Below are 18,019 nucleotides of genomic sequence, written 5' to 3'. Positions count from 1 at the left end.
TATGTCGACCCTGGCGACCGAGGAGCCGCTCATCCCGCAGCCTCCAGCCACCATCCCCGCCCTGCGTCAGGCGGTCGCCCAGATCCTGCCCGCGTCCCTGCCCGCGTTCACGGGCCAGTTGGACGAATGCGCCGAGGTGGCACGCCAAGGATCCGGCATCGCCCCGCTTCAGCGTTTCTGCCGGCAGTGGTCCTTGGAGATCCAGATTCACCGCCAACCACATGTCTCTGCACGGCTCCGGGAGCTAGAGGACGCCGCAAGCAGGGGTGAGGATTCTCGGGCCGCCGCAGCAGAGACCGGCCGCATACTGGACGACGCGTTCGCCGCGCTGGGCTGGAACCTCCGGCCTTGAACGACTCGTGGAGCTGGGCGTACGACCCGGGCCGCTCGAATGTCACCGACCGGGTCCCGGACTCGGGTGGTCGAAGAGGTCGAGCGACTTGCGGACGAGCTCGTCAAGCTATGTGAGCTCGCTGCGAGCGGAATCGACGTCTCCGAGCTCGGACAAGGGCTCCGACCCGGCGGCCTGCGGCGGATGGACGCCGCAGGCGGCTGGTTCCACTTCCTGGTGGATCCACACGGACAACTGATCATCGTTGTCCGGATCGTCCCACCCTTCGACGCCCTCTGGGGGCGCGTCAGGAGCAGCAGCCTCCGCCGCAGCAGCCTCCGCCGGACGGCGGGGGCTTGGGGCCCCCTGCGGTGCCGGTGACGGCGACCGTGGACAGCAGCTTCACCGTGTCGTCGTGGCCGTCTGGGCAGGGCGCCGGGTCCGAGGCGTTGATCATCGGGCGGGAGACCTCGAAGGTGGACCCGCAGGCGCGGCATCGGTAGTCATAGCGTGGCACGCCCACAGGATACGGGGTGGGGACGAGGCGGACGAGAGCACGCGGCGCCGCCCGGCCCGGGTCTCAGGGCGTCAGGCCGCGGGTTCCGTCACGTAGGCGGCCCACTGGGGGTCACCGTCGTGGACGAGGCCGATGAGGCGCCAATGGGCGCCCCGCGGGACGCCGGGGGTGATGCTGAGCGTCCAGCCCAGCTCTTCGAGGAGGCGGTCGGCCTTGCGGTGGTTGCACGTCATGCAGGACGCGACGCAGTTCTCCCAGACGTGCTTGCCGCCACGGCTGCGCGGGTGGACGTGGTCGATCGTCTCGGCACGGCGGCCGCAGTAGACGCAGCGGAAGTTGTCACGCCGCATCAGGGCCGCGCGGGTCAGCGGGACGCGGGTGCGGAACGGGATCCGGACATAACGCCGCAGTCGGATCACCGACGGGACGTCGATCGCCATGGTGGCCGAGTGGAGCACCGCGCCGGAGGTGTCGTGATGGACGATCTCTGCCTTCTCCCGGAGCACGAGGCAGACCGCCCGCCTGAGCGGGAGGGTGGTGAGTGGTTCGTACGTCGCGTTCAGGAGGAGGACTTGTCGCATCAGACGCCCTCCGCCGGGCGCTGTGCTTCGCGACTGTGTCCACCGCGTTGTCGTCCGTTGGCCTCGGCGGGCGCGGCTGAGCGCGCCTCCCACCGAGGCCCGATTATTGTCTCCGGCACCTGCGCACTCGCCATGAGGTCCTCCTCAGGGGCGAACCGACCCGGAATCAGTGTGGCGTCTGAGGAGCCCGTCCGCTACCCCAATAATCCCCCACCACGTGCCAGATCGAACGCAAAAACACACCCCGAGAGCGTCGAATCCGCTGTGAGGACGGCGTTATGGCGGGTTCTGAGCCGGCCGCAAGGACCAATACAGTTCACCCCATGACGCCGTATCCGTCCGCGCCGCGCCAGGACATCGTCGACGAGATCCATGGTCACACGGTCGCCGACCCGTATCGCTGGCTGGAGGACCCCGACAGCGACGAGACCAAGGAGTGGCTCGCCGCGCAGGACGAGCTGTTCCGCAAGGTCGCCGCCGCCCTGCCGGGGCGGGAGCGGCTACGGCGGCGGCTCGGCGAGTTGCTCGGCGCCGGGAGCGTCGGGTCCCCGGTGTGGCGGGGCGAGCGGCGGTTCTTCACCCGCAGGACGGCCGAGCAGGAGCACCCGGTGCTCTACACCGCCGGCCCGGACGGCGCCGAGCGCGTCCTGGTGGACCCCATGGCCCTCGACCCCGACGGCACCACCACCCTGGACGGCTGGCAGCCCGACAAGGAGGGCCGCCTCCTGAGCTACAAGGTGTCGACCGGCGGGGACGAGGAGTCGCTGCTGTACGTGATCGACATCGAGACGGGCGAGCCGGTGGAGGGGCCCATCGACCGGGTCCGCTACTCCTCCGTCGCGTGGCTGCCCGGCGGTGAGGCGTTCTTCTACGGGCGGCGGCTGGCGGCCGGAGACGTCCCCGAGGGCGAGGAGCAGTACCACCGGCGCGTCTACCTGCACCGGCTCGGCACCGATCCCGACAGGGACGACATCCTGATCTTCGGTGAGGGGCGCGACAAGACCAACTACTACGGCGTCGGCGTCAGCCGCGACGGGCGCTGGCTGACGATCTCCTCGTCCCAGGGCACCGCGCCGCGCAACGACCTGTGGATCGCCGACCTGTCCGCCTCGCCGCCCGACCGGCCGGAGCTGCGTGCCGTCCAGGAAGGCGTGGACGCCGAGACGGGCCTGCACATCGGACGCGACGGCCGCGCCTACGTCTTCACCGACCGTGACGCCCCCCGGTCCCGGCTGTGCGTGACCGACCCGTCCGACCCCTCGTACGGGACCTGGCGCGACCTGATCCCCGAAGACCCCGAGGCCGTCCTCAGCGACTTCGCGATCCTGGACGATCTGGACACACCCGTCCTGCTGGCCGGGTGGACCCGCCACGCGATCAGCGAGATCACCGTCCACGACCTGGAGACGGGCGAGCGGATCGGCGCGGTTCCCACACCCGGTCTGGGCTCGATCGGCGGGATCATCGAACGCCCCGAGGGCGGGCACGAGGCGTGGTTCGGCTACACCGACAACGTCACGCCGTCCTCGGTTCTGCGCTACGACGCCCGTACCGGCGAGACGGCGCTGTGGGCGTCCGCGCCGGGCACGGTCGAGGTCCCCGAGATCGAGACCCGCCAGGTCGTCTACACCTCGTCCGACGGCACCGAGGTGCGGATGCTGGTGGCGTCCCGCCCCGGCGCCTCGGGCCCGCGTCCGGCGATCCTCTACGGCTACGGCGGCTTCAACATCTCCCTCACCCCCGCGTACTCGGCCAGCATCCTCGCGTGGGTCGAGGCGGGCGGCGTGTACGCGATCGCGAACCTGCGCGGCGGGTCCGAGGAGGGCGAGGAGTGGCACCGCGCCGGAATGCGCGAGCGGAAGCAGAACGTCTTCGACGACTTCCACGCCGCCGCCGAGAAGCTGATCGCCGACGGCCTCACCACCTCGGCCCAGCTGGCGATCTCGGGCGGCTCCAACGGCGGCCTGCTCGTCGGCGTCGCGCTCACCCAGCGTCCCGACCTGTACCGCGCGGTCGTCTGCTCGGCCCCGCTGCTGGACATGGTCCGCTACGAGAAGTTCGGCCTGGGGCAGACCTGGAACGACGAGTACGGGACCGCGGACGACCCCGAGGAGTTCGGCTGGCTCATCGGCTACTCCCCGTACCACCACGTCCACCCCGGGACCGCCTACCCGGCCACCCTCTTCACCACGTTCGGCAGCGACACCCGTGTGGATCCCCTGCACGCCCGCAAGCTGTGCGCCGCGCTCCAGCACGCCACCTCGTCCGGCGCCCCGATCCTGCTCCGCGACGAGGCGGAGGTCGGCCACGCCGCCCGCTCGGTGAGCCGCTCGATCGACCTGATGGCCGACACCCTCGCCTTCACCGCCGCCCAGACGAACCTCCCCCTGTCCGACGGCGAGGGAGCGCGGTGATCTAATGAGAGGGTGAACGCCACGTCGGTGCTGCCACCCGCTGAGCGAATCGCCGGACTACTCCAGGATCCGCCGGACGAGCCCGACATGTCCGCCGGATATCTGGACCTGCTGGGCCCCTCCGCCGAACCACCGCCGTCACCCGCGCAGTCCGTGATGCAGTCGACGTTCCTGCCGCGCATCTACGAGAAGGTATGGCGGCCGGTCGGCTTCAACCTGGCGAAGGGCTGGCCCCTCGGTCCTGACACCGCCACCGAACAGGCCACGGCACGCGACTGGCTCGGTCTCGCCCAACCGGACGACGCCACCAAACCACCCGCGAACGTCCTGGACGTGGCTTGCGGCCCCGGCAACGTGACCCGCGCCCTGGCGGCAGGCGTCTCCCCTGCCGGCCTGGTCGTCGGCCTGGACGCGTCCGAGACCATGCTCACCCGCGCCGCCGCCGATACCCCCGCCACCGCACCGATCGGCTACGTCCGAGGAAACGCGGTGGACCTCCCCTTCCGCGACGCGACCTTCGACGCCGTCTGCTGCTTCGGCGCCCTGTACCTGTTCGACGACCCCTGGACGGCCGTGGACGGCATGACCCGCGTCCTGAAGCCAGGCGGACACCTGATCATCCTCACCTCCCGCCGTCCCCTCCCCCTGCCCACCGACCTGGGCCGCGAACTGGTGCGACGCGCCACCGGATGCACCGTCTTCGGCGACCAAGAGATCACCAGCGCCCTGGCCGACCGAGGCCTCACCCACATCAAGCACCGCCGCTACCCCCTCATGCAGTTGGTTTTGGGGGTGCGACCCCCCAAACCCCCCGGCCGCGCGGCTCGTCACCTCCTCACTCGCTAGCGCTCGCTCCGGGGGCACGGCGCGCCGGGCATGCCCGCTGCACTCGCAGAGCTCGCTCCGCGTGCCTGTCCCGAACCGGCGGCTTGGGTTCAAGCCTGCCGGGGTTCGGTTCAGGCCGTGGTCGGGGTTCAAGCCTGCTGAGTTGGGTTCGGGCCCTGGGGTGGGTGCGGCTCTGGCACTTGGTCAGGGGCCAAGGAGGGCGACGCGACCGATCGCAGCGGCCGACATGACGGTCGCGCCGCCCCTCCTTCTATTCGCATCCGGACGGGTTCTGGATCACCGGCGTACCTGGTGGCGTCTCACAAGGGTGATCATCTTCGGTCGCCGATGACGCGTCCGGCTCCTCTTTCCAGGGCGGATGGGCGGCGCCTGCGGGTGGGCTCTGCGGCTCTGGCCTGGCAAGCACCGGGTGGACGTGACGGGGCCCGCCCAGCAGCCACCACCAGGTCCAAGGGCTGGCCATGGGATCTTCCAGACGGTCCGGCAGCAACTAGGCCCCCCTGTGGTGGCTCGCCCAATGTGCGGCCATGCCGTCCATGAGGTGCCGGACCTGTCCAGCGAGGTCGGCCTCGGTCGCGGCTTCGATCAGCCGGTAACCGGACGGCGCCCAAGGCCACGGAATCATCGCCCAGAACGTCCCCGTCGCCCGACCGCGCCAATGCCGTACCCCACGCGGGAAGGGTGCTGGGGCCGCGAAGAGGGGAGACCTGGGGGCATCAGGTGGGATCGGAGCCCCGGTCACCACTCCGAGAGGCAGGCCGTCGGGCCCCGCGCTATCGTCCGCTTCCGGCGACTGACGTACGTTTCCCATCTCTCGACCCCTATGCCGGCAAGGCCACAGATACCCCCGGCGTTGCCGTGCCGAGCCGGGGCCGTTTCATATCCTGCGAAACCGTTCGACCAACACCTGACTCCTTTTGGCGTTAACGTGAAAGTCGCTGTCCATCTGCCCGACGGCCGGGACAAAAACAGATGGCAGAGCAAATGCGGGCGAAACGGGATGAGTCGATGACGACGTTCGGCGAAAAGCTCCGCGAACTCATGAACGAGCAGCAGATCAGCCAACGCAAAATGAGCGGCCTCGTCCCCTGCGACGACGGCTATCTGTCGAGGATTGCCCGAGATCTGAGAACTCCGTCACAGGAGATGGCGGAGCGGTTGGACGAGATCCTCGGTGCGGACGGGGCTCTCGCAGCCCTCAAACCAGAACCTTCACGACCGCGGCGCTCCTTTCAGGGTCGGCGCGCCACCGCGATGGGTACTGTGACCTTTGGCAGCATTCCCGACCTCTGGGGCGACGACATGCAGCGCCGCGCAGCCCTTCAGCTCCTGACCACGATCGGCGTGAGTGTCGGCATGTCGGCGGCCGCACCGTTGCACCGCCGTCTGACTGATCTCGTCCTGACGTCGGCCCCTCACGACCTGGGCGACTGGCATCTCGCGTGCATCGATCATTTGCACGCGCTGCGCACCCGTCCCGCCTCGCTGGCCCTGGAAGACCTGGTGACCGATCTCCTGGCTCTCAGCCAGCAACTCGATACCGCCGAAGCCGGGGACCTCACCGAGCTACAGCGGGTACAAGCCGCCCTGGCGATGCTCCACGCGCACATGTCCAACCGCCTGGGAGACCATGGGTCCGCCATCCGCTGGTGGCGGACCGCGCGTAGCGCCGCCGACAGCACCGGCGACCTCGATCTGCGACTGATGATCCGATGCGAAGAGGCAAAGGTAGGACTCTACGGTCAGCGCGACCTGGAAACGGTGCTGGCTCTCGTCAGGCAGACGGAGCATCTGGCCGGGGACGCACCCTCGTTCTGGAAAGCTGACCTCGCCGGTACCCGCGCCAAGGCGTTCACCATCCTTGGCCAACATGACCAAGCCATGAAGGCACTGCAAGTCAACGTCGACTACGGCGGACCCGACACGCCCCCCAGCATCCTCCCCAACTTGTGGGTGGAGGACCAACCTCGTTTCGCGCAGAGCTGGGTATACGCGGCCGCGGGCAACGAGCAGGACGCTGATCAGGCACGCGACCAGGTTTTGGCCATCGCTCGCCGCCGCGGTGGGGACACCCCATACGAGACCAACGTCCGCCTGCATGAAGCCATGTGCACGATCGTGAAGGGCGGAACCGATCGCGGCATGAAACAGGCAGCACAGATCCTCGACGGCATCCCGGCCGATCGCCGAACCCAGATGACCACCGCGATGGGCCATTTCGTCCTGCGAGCCGTCCCGCTCGATCAGCAGCTACGCCCGACCGTCAGGGAGTTCCGCGGCGTACTGGCCAGAACCGCCCCCAGACCCGCGCTGGCATCCGGCACCTGAGACCCCGGCGGATCACGATCTTGGCGTGGGGTGGGTGTGAGGTGACCGAGCCCTGGTCACAGGGCCGTTGTCAGTCCCCTGCCGCTACTGTCGTTCCATGACAGACCCAGCGATGCGTGTGTCCGCCTTCTCCGAGGCAGGCGAGTCCGCCGTTTTCGTTACCGACCAGCCTGATGCTGAAGATCTCGCGGTCATCTCAGACGGGCTCAACAGGTTCAACATTCAGGAGTCGGGCACTGATGATCGCCGCCCCCTCGCGGTGCTCGTCAGGGACCCTCAGACCAAGCGGGTGGTCGGCGGATTGACGGGGCGGACCTCGTTGGGCCTGATGTTCGTGGACTTGTTCTATCTCCCGCCCGAGCTACGAGGTACAGGCATCGGCGGCGAGGTTTTGAGGCGGGCTGAGGAAGAGAGCCGCAGGCGCGGATGCCGCACCGGCGTGCTCTACACCATGAAGATTCAGGCTCCGGATTTCTATCTCAGACATGGCTGGCGTGTCTTTGGCGAGATCCCCGCGGCTCGCCCGGAGACCAACCGCGTGTTCATGACGAAGGATCTGGTGTAGTCCAGCGCGAGCCGTCCGCGGACATTCGTGCCTCACTCGGCATTTGCCGTTCTTCATGGTGCCGGGGCCGGGATCCGGTGGTTCTCAGGAAGCCGGCCCCGGTGGATTACAGCTCCTTTTCAATGTAGATGTTGACGATGCCGCCGATCACTTCGCGGCGGGTCTCCGTCCAGCCGAACTTCTGGTAGAGGGCGAGGGCCGGGGCTTGGAGATCGGTGGTGTCGGCGCGAAGGATGCGGTAGCCGTATTCGCGGGCGCGTTCCTCCAGTGCCTGGACGACGGCGGTGCCGTAGCCTCGGCGCTGGACGGTGGGACGGACGCGCAGCCGCACCATTTCGACGGCGTCGAGGGCGGGTGTGCCGGGGGCGTAGCCGCCGAATGCGCGGGCCCTGCCTCCGGGGACGAGGTCGGCGCGGCGCAGGCCGCCCATCGCGACGATCTGACCGCCGGTCTCGGCGACGAGGAACTCGCCGTCATTGCGCAGGTAGATGTCCTCCATCCGGAAGAAGTCGTGGTCGTAGTAGACGCCGTCGCCGGGGCGCAGGCCCACCTGAGCGAGCCCTTCCCGGTGCAGCGCGAGGACGGTGGCGTGGTCGGCTGCCTGGTAGCGCCGCAGCCGGAGTTCCGCGAAGGCCCACTCGGGGGGCTCGCGCTTGACTCGGACGAGTGTCCGGGGACTGTTTTCGGCGTCGCCGTAGCCGCCCCCCGGCGTTGTGTGTTCGTGCCGGGGAGCGCCGTCTGCTGGTCCCATGGCCCGGTCAGACCTGTTCGGCCGGGGGGACGGATCTGTCGTTGACGGGGCTGGTGATCCAGGGGCCCGCGAGCGCCTCGTAGAAGCCCTTCAGCGCCGGGATGTCGCCGTGCTTGGCCGAGACGGCGGCGCCGATCTGGCGGGCCCGGTGGACGAGGATGTCGGAGCGGTGATCGGGCGGGAGGTCGAGGATGGCCTCCTGGCCCGCCGTCAGCGCCGCCTCCGGGTGTCCGGCGTGCAGTTTGCACGTCGCACGGTCGAGCCTCACGAGGGTGAGGTCGACACGGTCGGTGGAGGAGTAGAGGGTCAGCGCGTGGCTGAGGACCTCGTCGCCGTGCTTGTGGTCGCCGAGGTTGGTGAAGGTGTCGCCCTCGTAGAAGGCCATCTGCCGGTCGGTGAAGCCGAATACCAGGTCGCCGGTGTCGGTCTTGGACAGCTGGTCGAAGACGGAGCGGCCGCGCACCAGGGCGCGGCGGGCGCTGGGCGCGGCGTCGCCGCGTCCGCGCAGGGCGAGCATGCCGAGGGCGCGCGCCTCCACGGCGGGTGCCATGGCCGCGGCCACACCGGGGGTGCGGCCGGCGAGGTCCTGCGCCTTGCGGGCCAGGTGCAGCGCCTCCCGGGGGTCGCCGTAGTACATCGGTACCAGCGACTCGCGGACGGTCACCCAGGCGCGCAGTTGCCGGTCGCCGGTCTCGTCCGCCGCGGTGCGGGCGGTACGGAAGAACGACCGGGCGAGCCGGTGGTCGCCGAGATTGATCATGATCAGGCCGGACAGCCCGGACAGCTGCGCCGCGATGCGGCACAGCCGTTCCTGGAGTTCGACCGGCTGGCGCTTGTCGCACATGCGCCGCACTTCACTGAAGTCCAGCAGCACGTCGCAGAGCATCCGCAGGGACGGGGTGGCCTGATACTGCTGGCCGTAGCCGTAGGTCGTCTCCTCCCACTGGTCGAGCATGGTCGGTGAGACGGTCGCGCCGACCAGCGTGTCGTCCATCTTGCGTCGCAGGTTGTCGACCGCCCCCAGGAACTGACCGTCGAGCGCCACGCCCGCTCCGGCCAAGAGTTGCAGAAGGGTTCTACGAAGCACGATGTCCTCCTCTCCCACATCAATGGACAGGGGGCCCTCGGCGCGGTCGGGGCCCCGCAGATCGTTGACGGTGACCCAGGGCCGTTCTTCGGCCCTGGTGATGATGGATCCGACGAGCGGGACGTCGGGTTCGCGGGCGGGGTGCCGTTCCGGTGCCCTCGGCAGGGGCACGGTGGCGGCGCCCGGGCGTACCGTGTGGCCGCGGCCGCAGATGCAGGGGCTCCGGAACCCGAGCGAGTCGGGTTCCACCCGGTAGACGGCGCAGAGGTAGTGCAGATACTCGGGGCCGGGTCTTTTGTACCCGCTCTCGTAGGCCGACAGCAGCGTCTCCCCGAGCTTGGGGGCGGGCTTGCCGTCGACCTCGTACAGGGCCCTGACCTGCGCCACGATGTCGGACAGCGCGACCCCGTGGGCGAGGCGGTGTGCCTTCACCCGGCTGGTGCCGAACAGGGGGGCGCATTGTTCGTGGATGTCGTGTGCGATGTCCACGGGGAAGCGTCCTCGGGCCAGACCGTGCGCTCGGATCCTGCGGGCGACGTCCGTCTCTTTCCGAGGGGGGTCCGACGACATGGATCCGGCCTCCTCACCGCTGGGCCGGGGCACCGCCTCCCCGGGGGAAGGGGCGGAGTCCCTGCCACGGCGACCGGTAATTTGATGGCCACGACAGATGATTGCTCGCGCACGCAGCGTAACCCTCGCACAGGTGCAGGCCAAGCGGTTCCCGTGAAGTGCGCAGGCGAAGGATGTGTCCCCGACCTCCAGAGTAGAGATTCTTCCTCCCGGGGGGAGGAACCTTTGCCTGAGGTGGGGTGATTCGGTACTCCGGCGGACAGGGGCGCCCTTGACCCCGGACGGTGAGAGTTGCAATTCTCGCCGCGGGTAACAAGACGGATCCGCAGAGTTGATCAGTTGTCGGACTCGGCGGAGACGGACGGCCTCACGGGAAACGGCCAAGCGGTCCTCGCAGCGCGACAGACGGAGGGGGTGCGAAGGTGGTCAGCGACAGACGCGTCGGCTACCTCGAGGAGCTGGAGCACGAGCTGGGTGCGCGGGGGCTCGTCGCCCGCGTCGTCCAGACGCGCTCCGGACCGGTGTTCCTGCGCGTGGTCAACCCGGAGGCCGCGAGCCTCGCGGAGGACGTCACCTGCGCACCGGCACCCGAGTCGCTCGACCACTACTTCTGGTGGTCATGGGGGGAGCGCATGCACCGGGTGGACGACCCGCGCGGCGCCGCCCTGAAGCTGGCGCACGTCCTGCAACCGCTCCGCCGGGAAGCGCACGGCAAGAAGCCCCTCGCCGGCGATGGGCACGGCAGGCAGGCCCCGAGCAGAGACCCCCTGGGCAGGGAGATCCACGGCCGGGACGTGCTCGGCAGGGAAGCGGTGAAGCGCGAGAGGCATGAGCGGCCGGTGAGCCGCTCCTAGGGCCGGGCGTGCCCCGCGGGCCGTGGCCGGAACGGCGCGGCAGCCACCGGCCCGCGGGGCACGTTCGTCTGGCCAGTCCCTCCCCGGCCAGGTCACGCCACATCACCTGGCGTGGTACGAATCGGTCGTCACCGTCCCCTACGATCGGGCTCGTACCCGCCGCGGGTCCACGGCGAGGTGTCGTGACACCCACAATGGCCGGGGAGGGTCTGTCCGATGTCACTCGTTCTCCACGCGTCGCTGCCCTGGGCGCAGGAGGGGACGGTCGAAACCGCATGCCAGGCGTCCGCCGGAACCGACCGGACGCCCACTACCGCGTGCAGGCTGGTGTGGAACGTCTCACACAACACTGATTTCACCAGGTTCTACTCGACCTGGCTCGACAAGCCCCTCGCGACCATGTCCTGGATCGTCGTCACCTTCGTGCTCGCGCTGATCGTCAAGAACGTCGCGCACCGGATGATCACCAAGGTGACCGTGCGGATGGCCGAGGGCACGATGTCGGAGAAGGTCAAGGAGCGCTCCCGGACGGTCTTCGACGGCAGTCCCGCCCTGCTCAACCAGCGGCGCGCCCAGCGCGCCAAGACACTCGGCTCGGTGCTGCGCTCCATCGCGTCCATCCTGATCATGGGGACGGCGGCGTTCAGCATCCTGGGCTCGCTCGGCCTCAACCTGGCGCCGATCCTCGCCAGCGCGAGCGTCATCGGCGTCGCGGTCGGGTTCGGCGCGCAGAGCATCGTCAGGGACTTCCTCGCCGGGCTGTTCATGCTGCTGGAGGACCAGTACGGCGTCGGCGACGTGATCGATGTGGGCAGCGCCAAGGGGACGGTCGAGGCCGTCACCCTGCGTGTCACCCGGATGCGCGACGTCAACGGCGTCGTCTGGTACGTCCCCAACGGGGAGATCAAGAAGGTCGGGAACGAGTCGCAGAACTGGGGCCGGGCCGTCCTGGACATCCCGGTCGCCATCCACGAGGACACCGAGAAGGTCAAGGAGATCCTCCAGGGCGCCGCCGACACGATGGCCGAGTCCCCCACCTGGGAGGACATCATCCTGGAGAAGCCGTCGGTCTGGGGCGTGCAGGCGCTCGCGGGTGACGCGCTGGTGATCCGCGTCGTGCTGAAGACCGCGCCGGGCAAGCAGGCCGACGCCGCCCGCGAGCTGCGTGAGCGGGTCAAGCGCGCGTTCGACGAGGCGGGCGTCAGCGTCGCGACCCCCGCCCCATCCGCCTGATCACATAGGCTGGGAGCGCCATGACTGAACAGGTGACCTTTTACGAAGCGGTCGGCGGCGAGGAGACGTTCCACAAGCTGGTGCACCGCTTCTACCAGGGGGTCGCTGAAGACCCCACCCTGCGCGCCCTCTACCCCGAGGAGGACCTCGGCCCGGCCGAGGAGCGGCTGCGGCTGTTCCTCATCCAGTACTGGGGCGGTCCGAACACCTACAGCCAGCAGCGAGGCCATCCCCGGCTGCGGATGCGGCACGTGCCGTTCGTGATCGGCGAGGCCGAGCGGGTGGCGTGGCTGCGGCACATGCGCGTCGCCGTGGACGAACTGGAGCTGCCCGAGCAGCTGGAGAAGATGCTCTGGGACTACTTCACGATGGCCGCGCGCAGCATGGTGAACGCCCCGACATAATCGGGTAGATCGCCCTGTATGACACGAACCCCCTGGTGGCGCGATGCCGTCGTGTACGAGATCTACGTCCGCGGCTTCGCCGACTCCAGCGGGGACGGTGAGGGCGACCTGCGGGGCATCCGGTCCCGGCTCGGGTACCTGCGCGACCTCGGCGTGGACGCGCTGTGGCTCACTCCGTTCTACCCGTCCCCGCTCGCGGACGGCGGCTACGACGTCGCGGACTACCGCGACGTGGACCCGCGGTTCGGGACCCTCGGCGACTTCGACGCGCTGGTGGCGGACGCGCACGCCCACGGGTTGCGGCTGATCGTCGACATCGTGCCGAACCACACCTCCGACCGGCATCGGTGGTTCCGGAAGGCGGTGGCCGCGCCGCCCGGCTCTCCTGCACGAGACCGCTACATCTTCCGCCCCGGCAGGCCAGGAGAAGGTCCCGGTGAAGAGGATCCGCCGAACGACTGGCCGTCGGCGTTCGGCGGCCCCGCCTGGACGCGGCTGCCCGACGGCGAGTGGTACCTGCACCTGTACGCGACCGAGCAGCCCGACCTCAACTGGCGCAATCCCGACGTCCGGCACGAGTTCGAGGACATCCTGCGGTTCTGGCTGGATCGCGGCGTGGACGGCTTCCGTATCGACGTCGCGGCCGGCCTGGTGAAGGAGGACTGCTACCGCGACCTGGCCGGACGCGGCGTGCGGACGGCGAACGGTCCGGTCTACAGCCGTCCGGAGGTCCACGAGATCTACCGGGGCTGGCGCCGCATCCTGGACGAGTACGACGAGCGCATGGCCATCGGCGAGGTGTGGACCGACGACCCCGACGACCTCGCGCTCTACCTGCGCCCGGACGAACTGCACCAGGTGTTCCAGTTCGATCTCCAGCTCGCACCGTGGTCGGCGGCCGCGTTCCGGGACGTGGTGGAGGCCGCGGTGACGGCCGTCGCACCGACCGGGGCCGCACCCACGTGGGTGCTGTCCAGCCACGATTCCATACGCCACATCACGCGTTACGAGCAGCCGGAAGGGGTTCCAGGGATCGAACTGGCCCGCGCCAAGGCCGCGCTACTGCTGCTCTTGGCGCTGCCGGGATCGGCGTATCTGTACCAGGGCGAGGAACTGGGTCTCCCCGAAGTGGTGGATCTGCCGGACGAGGCACGCCAGGACCCCATCTTCAAACGCAGCGACGGCGGGCAACTCGGACGGGACGGCTGCCGCGTGCCGCTCCCCTGGTCCGGGAAGTCCGAGCCGTTCGGATTCTCGCTCGCCGGCGTCCGGCCGTGGCTGCCGATGCCGGCGGAATGGGCGTCGCTGACCGTGGAGGCGCAGGAGGGGGATCCGTCCTCGACGCTGACGTTCTACCGCGCGGCTCTCGCCCTGCGGCGCCGCCTCGTCCCGGGGCTTCCGGACGACCTGGAGTGGCTCGACTCCCCCGCGGCGGCGCTGTTCCTCCGGCGCGGCCCGCTGACCTGCGCGCTCAACTGCGGCGAGAACCCCGTGCGGCTGCCGCCGGGACGGCCGCTGCTGACCAGCATCCCACCGTACGGCGATCTGCTCCCCGGCAATGCCGCCGCCTGGCTCGCGTCCCCGTGACTCCGGTGCGCCGCGCCGGGCCATGGGCGCGGCGCGCCACCCGTGCGAGGGGTCTACGCACGGACGGCGCGCCGCTGGTCCGGCGCTACAGCGCGAACGCTGCGGCGGAGGTCGCTACAGCGGGGGGCGCTGAAGCTGGAGGACGTCGTCGGCCGGGGGCGTCGTCAACGCACGCGCGCCGGGCGTGACGTTCGCCCAGCGCTGGAGGTCGGCGATGGCATCGACCCTGTCCTCGTCGGACAGCTTGGCGATCAGCCGTCCGCTGTGGTTCATGCCGGGAGCGGTGAGGACGGCAGAGTCGCGGCTGCCCTTGCCCAGCCGGAACGGCTCGGAGCCCCACGGGTCGTTCCCGCCGTACACGAACAGCAGGCGGCTACCGTGGTCGCGGACCCAGCCGTCGATGTCGCGCATCGCCTTGCCTCCGTCGAACCGCACGGGGATGTCGCTCGGGACATAGGTGCGCGGCTGGTAGCTGCTCTCGTAGCGCAGCAGCGGACGAAGGTTCGTGAACTGCGGCGACGGCCAGCCGAGCTGTGTGCCCGCCTGGTAGAAGTACGGGATGTACGGCGCGAGGCCCTGGTCGGTGTAGAACGACAGCCCGGAGATCGCGTCGAGCGACCCGTACAGCGTGTCGTCGGAGGCGTCCACCGCGGGCAGTGCCGGGCAGTCGGACTGCAGGCTGTACTGCCAGAAGGCCCACTCGTAGTCCATCACCGAGTTCTCGAACGCACGGTCGGGTGTCCGCAGGATGTCGAACGTCCAGCCGTTCTTGGCCGCCGCGTCCTTGAAACGCGACAACATCGCGGGGCGGCGCTTGAGGAACTCGCGTGCCAGCGCCTTGACGTGGGCGCGGCATTGGGGGTCGGTGCCGACCGTCCGGAAGAACCGGTCATAGGCCCGGTCGTCCTTGTTGTCGACGTCGTTCGGCGCCACGTAGACGACGCTGCCGTCGACGTCATGCGGGTAGAAGCGCTTGTGGTAAACGGCCGTCATGCCGCCCTTGCTGGCCCCCGTCGAGATCCATCGGGCCTTGTAGATCTTCTTCAGTGCGCCGATCAGCCGGTGCTCGTCAGTCGCGGCCTGCCAGATGGTGTCCTTGGTCCAGTCGGCCGGTTCGGGACGCGACGGGGTGAAGTATCGGTACTCGACGGAGATCTGGTTGCCGTCGATCAGCGACGTCGGCTCGGAGGTGAACATCGTCTCCGGCGTGTTGTAGCCGCTGGTGTAGAGCACCATCGGCCGGTCCGCGGACTTGTGCTGCAACATGATCCGCTGTTCGAACCACTTCCCCTTGGGGTCGCGGTGATCAACCGGCTGGCGGTAGTTGAGCCAGAACCATCGGTAGCCCGGCAACGTCGAGGTCTTCTCCGTCACCTGCATACCGGGGATGGCCTTGAGCTGGGCGAGGATGTCGCCTGCCTGGGCCGGACCCGCCAGGGCCGTGTCCGTGCGTGCAGTGTCCGTACGCGCAGTGGCCGCCGCCTGCGCCGCTGTGGCGCCGGCCCCGGTCACTCCCGCGGCGAGCAGCAGTGCCATCGCTCCTGTTGAGACGCGCCGCATCATGCCCCTTCCACGTGGGATCTCCACATTTCGCGAGGCGACCCTAGAGGGATAAGTAGGGCAGAAACGGATCTCTGCATTGCTTGTTACCGACCCGTGACGACTCAGTGGTTATCCCCACGCATCCGGCGTAGCGTCGAAATTGAGAAGGACCGGTCCAAACGGCCGGTTCGCGCAACGATCTCGATGAGGAGGCGCGCGATGTTCATCCAGGTAATCCAGGGGAAAATCACCGACCGCGACGAGGTCAAGGAGGCGATGGACCGCTGGGTCCGCGACCTCGCGCCCGGCTCGATCGGCTGGCTCGGCAGCACCGCCGGCGTCACCGAGGACGGCACGTTCATCACGCTCGCCCGGTTCGAGTCACGGGAGGCCGCCCGCGGCAACAGCCACCGGCACGAGCAGGAGCAATGGTGGACCGAACTCTCCAAGCTCTTCACCGGTGAGGTCACCTTCCACGACTGCACCGAGACCGGCACCTGGCTGGCCGGCGGCTCCGACGACGCCGGCTTCGTCCAGATCATGCACAGCCGTGTCCGTGACCTGGACGGGCTGCGGGCGTGGATGGACCGGGCGGACCTCGACCTGCTCCACCGGTTCCGCCCCGACATCATCGGCGGCGTCTGGGCCGCCCACGGGGACGGCGGCATGACCGAGGCCGTCTACTTCACGTCCGAGGCAGAGGCCCGCAGAGGCGAGACGCAACAGCCTCCCGCCGAGATGCAGGCCGCGATGGAGGAGATGCGCCAGTTCTACGAGGGCGACTTCACCTACCTGGACCTCAAGGACCCGTGGCTGGCCTCACGCTGACCAGGCGCGCCACAGCGCGACAGGTCCGCACCGCGCCTGACGGCACCGCCGCGAGCCGGAAGGACGGCCAGGAGGGAGGACGGGCCCTTGGTAGTCCGCCCTTCCGACCGCGGCGGGGTCAGACGGCGCCACCCGTGAGGAAGTGGGCCAGAAGCCAGCCCAGTCCAAGGACCAGGGCGAGTCGGCGGAACTGCCATCCGAACGGCTTCCCGCGGATCGCGAAGACGCTCCAGACCAGCTCGGACAGGGTGTCATCCTTTTGGCGGTTGAAGACCGCGGGCAGTTCGATGGCGAAGAACATCAGGATCCACAGGACCCAGGCAGCGAGATAGGGGGACATGGCTTCTCGATTCAGGACGACTCATTCTTACCGGTAATACCCGGCAAGAATGATCCCTACGCCCGGTTCAGCCGGGAGGAATCAACGCGATCCCGTCGTCCCAGGGAGCGAGCCGCTCGAAGAGCCGCTCGTCGTGCCAGCGCCCGTCCACATGAATGTGATGGCGGGACGTCCCGACCACCGTGAACCCGTTGCGCGCAAGAACGCGCTGCGAGGCGTGATTGTCCACCCGGGTGAACGCCTCCACCCGGTGCAAGCGGAGCACCCCGAACGCCACGTCCAGCGCCTGCCGTACGGCCTGCGTGGCCACACCCCGGCCGGCGTGCGCGCGCGCCACCCAGTAGCCGACGAAACAGCTCTGGAGCGGCCCGCGCAAGATGTTGTTAAGCGTGATCCGTCCCGCAGGCCTGCCGTCGACCAGGATCACGGCGGGCCACATCTCCCCCGCGCCATACGCATCGAGCAGGGACCGCAGATTCGCCCGCTGCCCCTCGACGGTGAAGTACGAGTCGGCACGCTCCGGCTCCCAAGGGCGCAGATACCCGCGATTCTCCTGATAGAGGACCGCGAGAGGAACCGCGTCCGCTTCCCGCACGAGACGCAGTTCGACGCCGCGTCCGAGACCAAGTCCGGGCAGCGGATCCTGCGGACCGTCGCCGAGCGCCGGGCCCGTGACAGCCGTCATGTCCCAGGGGCGATGTAGCGACCGATGAACTCCCTCTCCTCAGGAGTGAACCGGCGCAGGCGGTTCGCGGCCACATCGAACGCCACGAGCGTCGACGTCGCGGTGGCGTAGACGTTCTCATCGTCGCGGACCTCGTAGGCCAACGTGAACGAGGCGGCGCGCGCCTGCGTCACCCACGTCTCCACACGGATCGGGTAGACGGTCGGCAGCAGCGGCAACAGGTAGTCGATCTCATGCCGGGAGATCACCATGCCGCGGACGGGCTGCTCCCCCTTGCGGACGGGATCGCCGTGGAACATCTCCAGCCGCGCGTCCTCCAGGTAGCCGAGGAACTTGACGTTGTTCACATGGCCCTGCGAGTCGATGTCCCCGAAGCGGATGCTGAACTCGTAGACGTGCCGATACTCGGCCTCGGTCTGCTGCATGTCCTCGCCTGGATCGATGACGGGGGTTTCCATCGGTCCGCCCGATGCTACCCGGATGCTGTTGCCGCCCAGCTCCGCACCCACGTGACCCCCGCCTCATTCGCGCGAGCGGCCGCGCGACCCGGTGGATC

Annotated in this window: 18 protein-coding genes; 10 read left to right on the top strand and 8 right to left on the bottom strand. The window is 69.1% G+C overall.

Going from position 1 to position 18,019, the window contains the following annotated elements; translation table 11 throughout:
* Position 1: 1 nt before the first annotated feature.
* Complete coding sequence (locus AMA02S_RS21395) at positions 2-352, top strand: hypothetical protein (RefSeq protein ID WP_067461117.1); 351 nt, start codon at positions 2-4, stop codon at positions 350-352.
* A gap of 286 nt (positions 353-638) precedes the next feature.
* Here the strand turns inward: AMA02S_RS21395 and AMA02S_RS40545 are convergent, their stop codons facing one another.
* Both AMA02S_RS40545 and AMA02S_RS21385 read right to left on the bottom strand, forming a co-directional pair.
* Positions 639-848, bottom strand: a complete 210-nt coding sequence (locus tag AMA02S_RS40545; protein ID WP_084265481.1) for an FmdB family zinc ribbon protein — start codon at positions 846-848, stop codon at positions 639-641.
* A 71-nt stretch (positions 849-919) separates the two neighbouring features.
* Complete coding sequence (locus tag AMA02S_RS21385; RefSeq protein WP_067461115.1) at positions 920-1,429, bottom strand: HNH endonuclease; 510 nt, start codon at positions 1,427-1,429, stop codon at positions 920-922.
* 323 nt (positions 1,430-1,752) lie between these two features.
* Between AMA02S_RS21385 and AMA02S_RS21380 the strand changes: the two genes are divergently transcribed.
* The 4 genes from AMA02S_RS21380 to AMA02S_RS21365 all read left to right on the top strand — a co-directional run bounded on the left by AMA02S_RS21380 (position 1,753) and on the right by AMA02S_RS21365 (position 7,582).
* Positions 1,753-3,843 (top strand): prolyl oligopeptidase family serine peptidase, encoded by a 2,091-nt coding sequence (locus AMA02S_RS21380; protein WP_067461114.1) that lies wholly within the window; start codon positions 1,753-1,755, stop codon positions 3,841-3,843.
* Between the two features lie 12 nt (positions 3,844-3,855).
* Complete coding sequence (locus tag AMA02S_RS21375) at positions 3,856-4,689, top strand: class I SAM-dependent methyltransferase (RefSeq protein WP_067461113.1); 834 nt, start codon at positions 3,856-3,858, stop codon at positions 4,687-4,689.
* Positions 4,690-5,697: 1,008 nt separating this feature from the next.
* Positions 5,698-7,017, top strand: a complete 1,320-nt coding sequence (locus tag AMA02S_RS21370) for a helix-turn-helix domain-containing protein (protein WP_067461112.1) — start codon at positions 5,698-5,700, stop codon at positions 7,015-7,017.
* A 97-nt stretch (positions 7,018-7,114) separates the two neighbouring features.
* Entirely contained in the window at positions 7,115-7,582 is a 468-nt protein-coding gene (locus AMA02S_RS21365; RefSeq protein ID WP_067461111.1) for a GNAT family N-acetyltransferase, read from the top strand.
* 106 nt (positions 7,583-7,688) lie between these two features.
* On the opposite strand, the gene AMA02S_RS21360 is transcribed toward AMA02S_RS21365, so the two are convergent.
* Complete coding sequence (locus AMA02S_RS21360; protein WP_084265438.1) at positions 7,689-8,333, bottom strand: GNAT family N-acetyltransferase; 645 nt, start codon at positions 8,331-8,333, stop codon at positions 7,689-7,691.
* Positions 8,334-8,340: 7 nt separating this feature from the next.
* Positions 8,341-9,909, bottom strand: a complete 1,569-nt coding sequence (locus tag AMA02S_RS21355; RefSeq protein WP_084265437.1) for an NsdA family TPR-like regulatory protein — start codon at positions 9,907-9,909, stop codon at positions 8,341-8,343.
* A 503-nt stretch (positions 9,910-10,412) separates the two neighbouring features.
* Here AMA02S_RS21355 and AMA02S_RS44290 point away from each other — a divergent pair.
* The 4 genes from AMA02S_RS44290 (at position 10,413) to AMA02S_RS21335 (ending at position 14,068) form a co-directional block, all read left to right on the top strand.
* Positions 10,413-10,844, top strand: a complete 432-nt coding sequence (locus AMA02S_RS44290) for a hypothetical protein (protein WP_245667696.1) — start codon at positions 10,413-10,415, stop codon at positions 10,842-10,844.
* Between the two features lie 216 nt (positions 10,845-11,060).
* Positions 11,061-12,077 (top strand): mechanosensitive ion channel family protein, encoded by a 1,017-nt coding sequence (locus AMA02S_RS21345; protein WP_067461109.1) that lies wholly within the window; start codon positions 11,061-11,063, stop codon positions 12,075-12,077.
* A 20-nt stretch (positions 12,078-12,097) separates the two neighbouring features.
* On the top strand, positions 12,098-12,481 hold the full coding sequence (locus tag AMA02S_RS21340; protein WP_067461108.1) for a globin: 384 nt from the start codon (positions 12,098-12,100) through the stop codon (positions 12,479-12,481).
* Between the two features lie 18 nt (positions 12,482-12,499).
* Positions 12,500-14,068: a glycoside hydrolase family 13 protein gene (locus AMA02S_RS21335; RefSeq protein WP_067461107.1), complete on the top strand. Its 1,569-nt coding sequence runs from the start codon at positions 12,500-12,502 to the stop codon at positions 14,066-14,068.
* 114 nt (positions 14,069-14,182) lie between these two features.
* Here AMA02S_RS21335 and AMA02S_RS21330 read toward each other — a convergent pair whose 3' ends face one another.
* A complete protein-coding gene (locus tag AMA02S_RS21330) occupies positions 14,183-15,604 on the bottom strand; it encodes a S28 family serine protease (RefSeq protein WP_084265436.1) in 1,422 nt (473 codons plus the stop codon).
* 225 nt (positions 15,605-15,829) lie between these two features.
* Here AMA02S_RS21330 and AMA02S_RS21325 point away from each other — a divergent pair, with 225 nt between their 5' ends.
* On the top strand, positions 15,830-16,438 hold the full coding sequence (locus AMA02S_RS21325) for a hypothetical protein (RefSeq protein WP_067461106.1): 609 nt from the start codon (positions 15,830-15,832) through the stop codon (positions 16,436-16,438).
* Between the two features lie 118 nt (positions 16,439-16,556).
* Here AMA02S_RS21325 and AMA02S_RS21320 read toward each other — a convergent pair whose 3' ends face one another.
* The 3 genes from AMA02S_RS21320 to AMA02S_RS21310 all read right to left on the bottom strand — a co-directional run bounded on the left by AMA02S_RS21320 (position 16,557) and on the right by AMA02S_RS21310 (position 17,921).
* Positions 16,557-16,778, bottom strand: coding sequence for a hypothetical protein (locus AMA02S_RS21320; RefSeq protein ID WP_067461105.1), 222 nt, complete (start codon positions 16,776-16,778; stop codon positions 16,557-16,559).
* Between the two features lie 67 nt (positions 16,779-16,845).
* Entirely contained in the window at positions 16,846-17,463 is a 618-nt protein-coding gene (locus tag AMA02S_RS21315) for a GNAT family N-acetyltransferase (protein ID WP_218005075.1), read from the bottom strand.
* Positions 17,460-17,921 carry an acyl-CoA thioesterase gene (locus tag AMA02S_RS21310; RefSeq protein WP_245667695.1) on the bottom strand — a complete coding sequence of 154 codons (462 nt, stop codon included), beginning with the start codon at positions 17,919-17,921 and terminating at the stop codon, positions 17,460-17,462. Before AMA02S_RS21310 ends, AMA02S_RS21315 begins: the two co-directional genes overlap by 4 nt.
* Positions 17,922-18,019 lie beyond the last annotated feature (98 nt).

The organism is Actinomadura macra NBRC 14102 (assembly GCF_001552215.1).
Taxonomy (GTDB): domain Bacteria; phylum Actinomycetota; class Actinomycetes; order Streptosporangiales; family Streptosporangiaceae; genus Spirillospora; species Spirillospora macra.
The sequence above is the reverse complement of the archived record's forward strand: the minus strand, read 5'-3'. Positions and strand labels throughout refer to the sequence as shown.